This is a genomic window from Mesorhizobium sp. WSM4837 (assembly GCF_055811435.1).
Genome location: NZ_JBVVQE010000021.1, coordinates 98,537 through 107,984, shown reverse-complemented (window position 1 = coordinate 107,984; position 9,448 = coordinate 98,537). Strand labels below are relative to the sequence as shown.

8 protein-coding genes and 1 riboswitch are annotated in these 9,448 nt (G+C 66.8%); of the genes, 1 reads left to right on the top strand and 7 read right to left on the bottom strand.

Translation table 11 applies throughout. From position 1 onward, the window contains the following. Positions 1-452: precorrin-6A/cobalt-precorrin-6A reductase (locus tag AC0L3D_RS15025; RefSeq protein ID WP_473644794.1), on the top strand; the 452-nt coding region annotated here is incomplete at its 5' end. Here the strand turns inward: AC0L3D_RS15025 and AC0L3D_RS15020 are convergent. The 7 genes from AC0L3D_RS15020 to AC0L3D_RS14990 are packed head-to-tail and all read right to left on the bottom strand — an operon-like array spanning position 416 to position 9,026. After that, complete coding sequence (locus AC0L3D_RS15020; RefSeq protein WP_473644792.1) at positions 416-1,180, bottom strand: precorrin-3B C(17)-methyltransferase; 765 nt, start codon at positions 1,178-1,180, stop codon at positions 416-418. The genes AC0L3D_RS15025 and AC0L3D_RS15020 overlap by 37 nt on opposite strands. Continuing rightward, entirely contained in the window at positions 1,177-1,935 is a 759-nt protein-coding gene (locus AC0L3D_RS15015) for a precorrin-2 C(20)-methyltransferase (protein WP_023798843.1), read from the bottom strand. The genes AC0L3D_RS15020 and AC0L3D_RS15015 overlap by 4 nt, the downstream gene beginning before the upstream one ends. Beyond that, complete coding sequence (locus AC0L3D_RS15010; protein WP_473644790.1) at positions 1,932-2,567, bottom strand: precorrin-8X methylmutase; 636 nt, start codon at positions 2,565-2,567, stop codon at positions 1,932-1,934. Before AC0L3D_RS15010 ends, AC0L3D_RS15015 begins: the two co-directional genes overlap by 4 nt. A gap of 2 nt (positions 2,568-2,569) precedes the next feature. Further along, positions 2,570-4,051: a precorrin-3B synthase gene (gene cobG, locus AC0L3D_RS15005; RefSeq protein ID WP_473644788.1), complete on the bottom strand. Its 1,482-nt coding sequence runs from the start codon at positions 4,049-4,051 to the stop codon at positions 2,570-2,572. Beyond that, positions 4,048-7,539: a cobaltochelatase subunit CobN gene (locus tag AC0L3D_RS15000; protein WP_473644786.1), complete on the bottom strand. Its 3,492-nt coding sequence runs from the start codon at positions 7,537-7,539 to the stop codon at positions 4,048-4,050. The genes cobG and AC0L3D_RS15000 overlap by 4 nt, the downstream gene beginning before the upstream one ends. Before the next feature lie 18 nt (positions 7,540-7,557). Further along, positions 7,558-8,595 carry a cobalamin biosynthesis protein CobW gene (gene cobW, locus AC0L3D_RS14995; RefSeq protein WP_473644784.1) on the bottom strand — a complete coding sequence of 346 codons (1,038 nt, stop codon included), beginning with the start codon at positions 8,593-8,595 and terminating at the stop codon, positions 7,558-7,560. Continuing rightward, positions 8,592-9,026 (bottom strand): DUF1636 family protein, encoded by a 435-nt coding sequence (locus tag AC0L3D_RS14990; RefSeq protein ID WP_287237307.1) that lies wholly within the window; start codon positions 9,024-9,026, stop codon positions 8,592-8,594. Before AC0L3D_RS14990 ends, cobW begins: the two co-directional genes overlap by 4 nt. A gap of 38 nt (positions 9,027-9,064) precedes the next feature. Continuing rightward, positions 9,065-9,267: riboswitch (cobalamin riboswitch) on the bottom strand. Positions 9,268-9,448 lie beyond the last annotated feature (181 nt).

Sequence of the window (9,448 nt, the reverse complement as noted above, 5' to 3'; positions counted from 1 at the left end):
TTCCCATCTATTGGGGGGGGGGGGGGGGGGCGGGCGCGGGCGGGGTCTGCGCGCAAAAAAAGCCCACCCCCCGGGGGCCCCCCTGGCCGGGGGGCGGGCCGGGGGCCGCCGCCTGGGCGGCGCCGCCCCAGCATCATTATCTCATCCGCAGCGTCGATCCGGTCGAGCCAAGGCTCGCTGTGCCCGACGCGACCTATCTCCTGGCGCGCGGGCCGTTCCGGGAAGCCGACGAACGCGCACTGCTTCTGGAACACCGCATCGATATCGTCGTGTCCAAGAACAGCGGCGGCGAGGCGACCTACGGCAAGATCGCCGCAGCGCGGGCGCTCGGCGTCGAGGTGGTCATGATCCGCAGGCCGACGCTGCCGGACGTTGCGTCGGCTGAAACCGTCGAAGCCCTTGCCGCGATGGTCGATCATTTTCTTGGGCCCGCCGCCGAACGCGGCGTGTAGACCAGCGCCGGTCTTTCGCCGCGCTTGATGATCCTGGTTTCCGGCGAGCCGATGATGATGCAGGTCGCCATGTCGGCCTTTTCCGCGTCGGCGGCCGCCAGCAGAAAAATCTCGATGCGCTCGTCGGGACGGCCGGCGGCACGGCCGAAGACGACCGGTGTGGTGCCCGGCAGGATCGCAGTCAGGCATTCGAAGGCGCGGCCAAGCTGCCAGGGGCGCACCTTGCTGATCGGATTGTAGAGCGCGATGACGAAGCCGGCGCCGGCCGCAGCCAGCAGCCGCAATTCGATGAGATCCCATGGTTTTAGATTGTCTGACAACGAGATGGCGCAGAAATCATGGCCGAGCGGCGCGCCGATGCGGGCCGCGACCGCGAGCATTGCGGTGATGCCGGGCAGCATCGAAACGTCAACGGCACGCCATTCGGCCGGGCCGGCCTCGATCGCCTCGCAGACGGCTGCCGCCATGGCAAAGACGCCGGGGTCGCCGCCCGAGACAACGGCGACATTGTGGCCCTGCGCAGCCATTGCCAGCGCGTCCTTGGCGCGGGACAGCTCCTCGCGATTGTCGGAGGCGACGCGGGTCTGGTCCGGGCGCAGGTCGAGCCGGTCGAGATACGGTTTGTAGCCGAAGAAGAATCTTGCCTCGGCGACGGCGCGGCTCGCTTCCGGCGTCACCTGGTCGGCATTGCCGGGCCCAAGGCCGATAACGGTCAGGCGGCCGCTCATGTTTCGGCTCCCAATGCGGCGGCCCGGCCTGACCAGCCGGCGACCAGCACGATGGCGAAGTAGGGCGCGTTGTGGTCCTGCTTGTCGGCCAGCCGCATCGAAACGCCGCCCGGCATGGTGCCGCGCTCGACATAGACGGCACGCGCCAGCTTGTCGGTCGCCTCCAGCGCGCGCCTGATCTTGGGCAGGTTGCGGCCAACCTTCATGATGACGGCAGCATCGGTGTCGGCGAGGCGGCGGGTCAGCTCGAATTCGCTCATCGTGCCCGGCAGCACGGTCAATACATCGTCGCCCTGGACGATCGGCGTTCCGGTGGCCGACCAGCAGCCGGACATGGCAGTGACGCCGGGAATGACCTCTGTTGGAAAGCGGTGCGCCAGCCTGACATGCAGGTGCATGTAGGAGCCGTAGAACAGCGGGTCGCCTTCCGAGAGCACCGCGACCATCCTGCCGGCGCTGAGATGCTCGGCGACCTTTTCGGCCGACTCCTCGTAGAAATCCGCTATCTGCGACCGATAATCGCTGTGATCCTTGTCGATTTCGGTGGTGACGGGATAGAGCAGCGGCAACTCGATCAAATCAGGACGAAAATGCGCGCCGACGATGGCGCGCGCGTTGCTGTTGTTGCCGCGCTTGGCGAAATGCGCCACCACGTCGGCCTCGGCCAGCGCGCGCACGGCCTTGAGCGTCAGCAGCTCGGGGTCGCCGGGACCGGTGCCGACGCCGACAAGCCTGCCTTTTACAATCGCGTTCACAGGCCCGGCCTCGCCAATGCGTTGAGCGCGGCGGCGGTCATGGCGCTGCCGCCCAGCCTGCCGCGCACGATGGCGTAAGGAACGCCGTAGGAATTCTCGGCTAGCGCGTCCTTCGATTCGGCAGCACCGACGAAACCGACTGGCATGCCGATGATGACAGCCGGTTTCGGCGCACCGTCGCGCAGTCTCTCCAGCAGGTAGAAAAGTGCGGTCGGCGCGTTGCCGATGGCGACGACCGAACCGGCTATGCGCTCGCCCCACAGGTCAATGGCTGCGGCCGAACGGGTGTTGCCGATCCTTTTCGCTATGTCGGACGTCCGCGGGTCGCGCAGCGTGCAGATCACCTCGTTGGCGGTCGGCAACCGGGCGCGGGTGATGCCGTGCGAGACCATCTCGGCGTCGCAGAAGATCGGCGCGCCGGCCGCCAGTGCCGCGCGGGCGGCGGCAACAAAAGCTTGCGAAAAAACAAAGTTCTGCGCGGCCTCGACCTGGCCGCAGGCATGGATCATGCGGATGGCAACATCGGCTTCGGCATCGGAAAACCGCGACAGGTCGGCCTCGGCGCGAATGATGGCGAAGGAGCGCTCATAGATCGCCGTGCCGTCATGGATGTAGTCGTAGGGGGCGGGCATGTTCAATCCTGTCGGTAGAGTTCGGTGACACCGGCCGCGCCAAGCCTTGTCAGGCAGGCGGCGGTGGTCTCACCTCGAAATCGTTCTTCGCGGATCGCTGCGGCAATGCGGCCAACGCCGCGCGCGGCGTCATAGCCTGGCCTGTATCCGGCGGGAAGGGCCTTCGCCGTCCCGTCCACGACAAGTCCGGCCCCGTTTTCGCCGCCGACCAGTGTCAGCGCCGCCCGGCCGGGATGGGCACAGCCCTTGGCGCAGCCGGAAATATGGAGGGTGACGGAGGCATCGAGAAGGTCGCGGTTTTCTGCGGCGATGGTCTCGGCGATGTCGCGCGTCGCGATCCGGCCGGAGGCGCAGGCCGGCGCACCGGGGCAAGCGGCGATCCTGGTGCGCGGATCGGCTGCGTCGGTGACGAAGCCGAGGGTGGTGGCGGCCTGCTGGAGCGAGCGGCAGGCGGTCGGGGAGAGGCCGATGAAAAGCAGCGCGCGGCCAGGGGCAAGGCGAATTTCGGCCGCGCCAAGGGTGAGGGCGTATTGGGTGAGTGCGATGATCTTCTCCGCCGGCATGCTGCCGAAGGGCAGGCCGATGCCGAGGGCGATGCCATCTGTCAGATCGAAAATTCCAATGGGGAAGCGAGCCGGCACAGGAAGGCGCTCCACGGTGCCCCCCTCTGTCCTGCCGGACATCTCCCCCTCAAGGGGGGAGATTGCGCTCTGATCTCTGTTTTCGCCAATCTCCGACGCTGCTGAGGAAGAGCCAACGACGAAACCGCCGATCTCCCCCCTTGAGGGGGAGATATCCGGCAGGATAGAGGGGGGTAAGACGCGCCAACTTGCGAGAGATCTTAGCTGCCGCCGCGACAAATCCCTTGCATGGGCTTCGCGGCCTTTTTCGGCAATCATCCTCAGAATTGCGACGGCGATATCGCGGGCAGCATCTTCCTCGACCATAACGAGTAGCGTTGCAGTCTGACTGTCGCCAGCGACAACCACCCGCCACTGCGTTCCGGCGTCAACCCGCACCGCAGCCAGCCGCACATCGGCTGTCACCACATCCATAGCCAACTGTCCACCGCCGTCGACGATCACCGAAACCTTCGGGCCAAGGCGCTGTGCCAGCCCAGCTTCAGCAATTGCCGCACGAATGCGCTCCGCCAACGGGCGCGGGTCGGCGATCTCCTGCGGATCCAGCGCCGCCAGCGGTCCGGTCTCGACCGGCACGCCGGTGCGCACTGCGATGCCGAGCGCGTCGACTTCCATTGCCAGCAGCCGGGCGCTGGCCGGCGTCAGGCCGCGGATCTGCAGGCTGCCACGCGCGGTCACCTCCATGATGCCGTTGCCATGCCGCGATGCGGCTTCACCGAGCCCGATCAAGGATTTCGGCAAGAGTCCTCCAGCGACCGGGTTGAGCCGCACCAGAAGCCCGTCGCCGGTCTGCATCGGCGCGGACAAGGCGGGGCAGGCGCCGCGTCGGGAGAAGGCGTTCATGCCGCCACGCCCAGCGCGCGGGCTTCGGCGATCAGGGCGGCGAGGTCGTCGTCGACAGAATTGCGCAGCGGGTGCCAGAGACCGCGCCGGCGCGCCGACAAAAAACGCTCGGCGATGATTTTCGCGGCCGCCGGGTTTTCGCGCAGGATGAAGGCGCGCACCTCGGGATCGCCGAGATAGGCGTCGTGCACGGCCTCGATCAGCGTGCCCGGTATGGCATGGGTGGTCTCGGTGAAACCGACGAGACGGTCGACCGTCTCGGCGAATTCCGAAGCGCCGCGCGGTCCGTGCCGCATCTGGCCGGCAATGAAGCGCGGGTTGACGGCGCGGGCGCGAACCACCCGAGATACGGCTTCTCCAAGCGAGCGCGGCTTCGGCTTTTGCGGATCCGTGGTGTCGAGGACGATGACGTCGGCGTTCTTGCCAAGCGCTGCAAGCGCCGCCGAAAAACCACCGATGAAAGCGACATCGGCAGAGCCTTCCAAAATGTCGCGGCCGGGGTCGTCTCCGGTATGGACGAGAAGGTCGGCCTCGGCGATACGATCCTCGAAGGCGCCGGGCGCTGAAATCGCTTCGCCCCCGGCGCCGCCATAGGCATGCGAGGTGGCGTCGAGATAGGCGCGACCGATTTCTTCGCGCTTGGCCCAGTCGCCGCTCGACAGCAACGCCTCGACACCGGCGCCGTAGGTACCGGGCGAGGTGCCGAAAATGCGCGGGCTGACCTTGCCATCGGCGCGGGTTTTTGCGGCGAGCGGGTTTTCCGTCGCGTCCTCGTCGCGGGCGGCGACGGCGTCGGCGGCCGCATCGATCAGGGCGATCTGGGTCGGGAACATGTCGCGGAACAGGCCTGAAATGCGCCAGGTGACATCGACGCGCGGGCGGCCAAGGGTGGCCGGCGGCAGCACCTCGATGCCGGTGACGCGGCCGGTGGCGCCGTCCCATTGCGGCCGGCAACCCATCAGCGCCAGGCCTTGCGCGATCTCTTCGCCGCCGGTGCGCAGCGAGGCCGAGCCCCAGAGGTCGATGACCAGCGAGCGCGGCCAGTCGCCATGCGATTGCATGTAGGTGCGCAAGACCTCGTCGGACGCCGCCCTGCCGAGATCGAAGGATGTCGGCGTCGGCATGGTGCGTGGATCCGATGTGAACAGGTTGCGGCCAGTCGGTAGGACATCGCGCCGGCCACGCGCCGGCGCGCCGGCAGGACCGGCAGCGACATGGCGGCCGTCGAGGGCCGCGATCAATGCTGATTTCTCGGCCGCCGCACTTTGCTGGCGCAGCTGATCGGCCTCGCCCTCGGCTGAGCGGCCGTAGATGTGCAGCCCGTCCTTGATGGCGAAGTCCTTGAGGTCGCAGAGCCAGGCGTCGATGCGGCGCAGCGCTTCGTCGGGCGCGTCGGTTCCGGCGACGCCGGCCTCGTAGGCGAGCCCGGTCTTTTTAGCGGTTTCGACAATCAGCCTCGCCAGGCGGTCGCGGCGGCGGCGGTCGAGCCCGTCGGCCTGGGCATATTCGTCGACCAGCCGCTCGAGCTGCTGCTGGTTCTCGTCCAGACCGGCGCCGGTCAAAGGCGGCGGCAGATGGCCGAGGGTGACGGCGGCAATGCGCCGCTTGGCCTGCGCTGCCTCTCCCGGGTTGGAGACGATGAAGGGATAGACGACGGGCAGGGGCCCGGTGACGATCTCGGGAAAACAGGATTCGCTAAGCGCCACTGTCTTGCCGGGCAGCCATTCCAGCGTGCCATGGGCGCCGACATGGACGAGGGCATGGACATCGAGCGCCTTGCGCAGCCACAGGCCAAAGGCGATCAGCGCATGGCGCGGCGGCAGCGTCGGGTCGTGGTAGTCGGCGCGGCGGTTCGTGGAACGCCCGCGGTCGGGGGCGAGTGCTACGGTGATGTTGCCGAAGGTCGCGGCGCGGAAGGGGAAATTTGCGGTGGTAGGCGCTTGAACACCCCCCTTTGTCCTGCCGGACATCTCCCCCTCAAGGGGAGAGATTGCGCTGTCGTCGCTGCTTTCGCCAATTACCGAGGATGTTAAGAAAGAGCCGTCGGCGGAACTGCCGATCTCCCCCCTTGAGGGGGAGATGTCCGGCAGGACAGAGGGGGGCGCCTCGCACCAACCTGTCTCATCTGCCGCATTCCCCCACGCGGCCTCTACCGCAGCGATGGCCGCCGGCGGCAATTCCTTCGACAAGGTCAGATAATCCTCCAACCTCAACCCTCCACCACCACGCTCCAGCATCTCCAGCAATGCACGCGGCGTTTGCGGAATCCCTTCAACGACATAGCCCTGTTCGCTCAGGTCGTGCAGCATCGCCAGCACGCTGGACGGCACGTCGAGGCCGACGGCGTAGCCGGTGCGGCCGGGGGCGCTCGGATAGTCGGGGATCAGGATGGCGAGCTTGCGCTTTTCGCGCGGCGTGCGCTGCAGGCGCACGAACGCCTCGACACGGTTCGCCACCTGGGCGACGCGGTCCGGCTCCGGCCGGTTTGCGAAGGCGCGGAAAGCCAATGCGGGATCGACCTCGCTTTCGCCCTTGAAGGAAACGGCGCCGGCGAGAATGCGGCCGTCGAGTTCCGGCAGGACGATATGCATGGCGAGGTCGGCGGGCGCCAGGCCGCGCTGATTGTCTTGCCAGATATCGCGGCGTGTCGTCGCGACGATGACCTGGAAGACAGGAACGCCGGCGCGGTCGAACGGGGTTTCGACGCCGGGCTCAGCACACGAGGCGAACGCGGTCGCGGTGATGATGGCGGCAGGGTGTAGCGTGGCAAGCGCGATTTCGACAAAGGCGAGCGAGGCCGGGTCCTTGAGGCTGGAGACGAAGATCGGCACGGGGGCCATGCCGCGCTGCCGCAGCGCTTCAAACAATGCGTCGATCGGCGCGACGTCGGCGGCGAGCAGCATCGAGCGGTAGAAGAGAATGGGCACGACGTCCCCCAGTCCCGGTTGATAGTAGCCGGCTTTTGGCACGCTGACAGGTTCAGCGACCGCCACATCTGATCCGGCGAGACTTGCCAGCCTCTGCACCAGCGCCGTCATATTCTCCGGGCCGCCTTCGCGAAAATAGCCGAGCAGGCCGTCGAGCTCCTGGCGCGGCAGCGTCGAGCCTTCGATCAGACGCAAATCCTCGTCGCGGCATTCGCCGGGCAGCAGCGCCAGTTTTATGCCGTGCGCGCGGGCGGTCGAGGCGAGCTGATCGCAGCCGTAGCGCCACCAGTCGTAACCGCCGAGGATGCGAACCAGAACAACCCTGGCGTGCCGGGCGACGCTGTCGATCCACAGATCGACAGACATCGGATGGCGCAGATCGCGCAAGGCGGCCAACCGCATCGACGGCAGGCGATCCGCGTCCGCCTGCCACGCCGCCGCCAGCCCGGCCAGATCGCTGTCGGTGAAGGACAGCGCCACGACATCCGCAGGCGTCTGCCTGAGATCGACAGGCTCGGCAAGATCGTCGAGCGAGGCGGATGTGGTGGTGAGGATGTGCATCGCGGCTCGTGCCTGAGGTCAGCCGGCGAGGATACGCTCGATCGCCGGGCGGTTCAGCCCTTTCAGGCCGATGACGACGAGGCGGGAGCGGCGATCGTCGGCGGCGGTCCAGGCGCGGTCGTAATAGTGGTTGACGCGCGGGCCGACTGCCTGCAGCAACAGCCGCATCGGCTTGCCGCCGACCTCGACGAAGCCTTTTACGCGCAGCACGTTTTCTTCTTCCGCCGCCGTGGCGACACGCAAAGCCAGCTCTTCGGGATTGGCAATCGGCGGAATGTCGATGACGAACGAGTCGAAATCGTCATGCTCGTGATCGAGCTCGTCATCGTGGTGGGTCTTGCGGTTCTCGATGTCGTCCTCTACGGCAAGGCAGAGGCCGAGCAGCACGGAGGGATCGACCTTGCCCTGCGAGGCCGGCACGATCTTCACCGCGCGGGCGGCGTGCTTGCCGATGACGGCATTGGCGCGGGCCGAGCCGGCGGCGTCCATCAGGTCGCTCTTCGACAATATGATCAGGTCGGCGCAGGCGAGCTGGTCCTCGAACACCTCCTCGACCGGATCGTCGTGGTCGAGCGTCTCGTCCTGCGCGCGCTGCGCCTGCAGGGCGTCCATGTCGTTGGCAACGCGGCCTTCGGCCAGCGCCGGTCCGTCGACCACGGCAATGACGCCGTCGACCGTCACCCGGCTCTTCACCGTCGGCCACTGGAAGGCCTGGACCAGCGGCTTGGGCAGGGCCAGCCCGGAGGTTTCGATCAGGATATGGTCGACCCTGGGCGTCAGCGACAGGATCTGGTCGAGCGCCGGGACGAAATCGTCGGCGACGGTGCAGCAGATGCAGCCATTGGCCAGCTCGACGATGTTTTCCTCAGGGCAGGTGTCGATGCCGCATCCCTTAAGAATCTCGCCGTCGATGCCGATGTCGCCGAACTCGTTGACGATGATGGCCAGCCGCTTGCCGCCGGCGTTTTCGAGCAGATGGCGGATCAGCGTCGTCTTGCCGGCTCCGAGGAAGCCGGTGACGACGGTGCAGGGCACGCGCGAGACGGAAGTGGTCATATCTGGTCCTTCAAAAGGTCGAGGGGAGGGATGCGGGCAACGAGGCCGCGCTTCAGGCAATCGGGGCGGCCGCGCCATGGCATGAGGCCGTCGGTCGAGGTGGCGAAGAGTCTTGCGCCGGTGATGAGATCGGCGCCGCTGGTCGCGGTCAAGTCGCCGAAGACATAGCTCCAGCAGCCGTCGCGCAGGATAGCGGCGCTGAGGCGGCGCTTGCAGTTGCCGAGGCATTCGACGCTGCGGATACGGATGTTTTCGCCCGAGGCGGCGCGGCGCGTATCTTCGGCCAACAATTCGCCGGCGCGGGGATGGCCGTCGGAGCCGGTCTCGTCACGGCAGGAGGCGCAGACGATCACGGTGACGTCGGCCAGAGCATCATCATCGCCGGACAATACGCCCGCTGTCTCAGCCGAAAAACTGCTGTCGCGTTCCAAATCAGGCTCCTTGCCCGGAAAACCCGCCAGGCGATCGGATTCTTATGTCCTAGACGGCAGGTCTCCTGGCTCGCGGGTCATCGCCTTGGTGCCGCCTTCCCGGGATTTTCCCAGTGGTTATCGGCCTTGGCTCGTCGCTTACAGTTGCGGGGACAGCCGCGGATTTGAAATCGGATTTCGCACCGCATTCCCTCTTGGCTCCTCCCTTTGCCGAGAGGAGACCGTCTGAACCGGATTTAGGCTTGTGGAGGCAGTCGTGTCAACGCATGCTTCCGACACGGCGATGGAAACGCTTCAGAGCAATTTTGGATGTCGGCGCTGCCCCTCATTGCCCTGCCGGGCATTTCTCCCCGTATAGTGACGGGGAGAAAGAACTGGCCGCAACGGCGGCGCCCCCTCCTGCAACGCTGGCGATTGGCGAA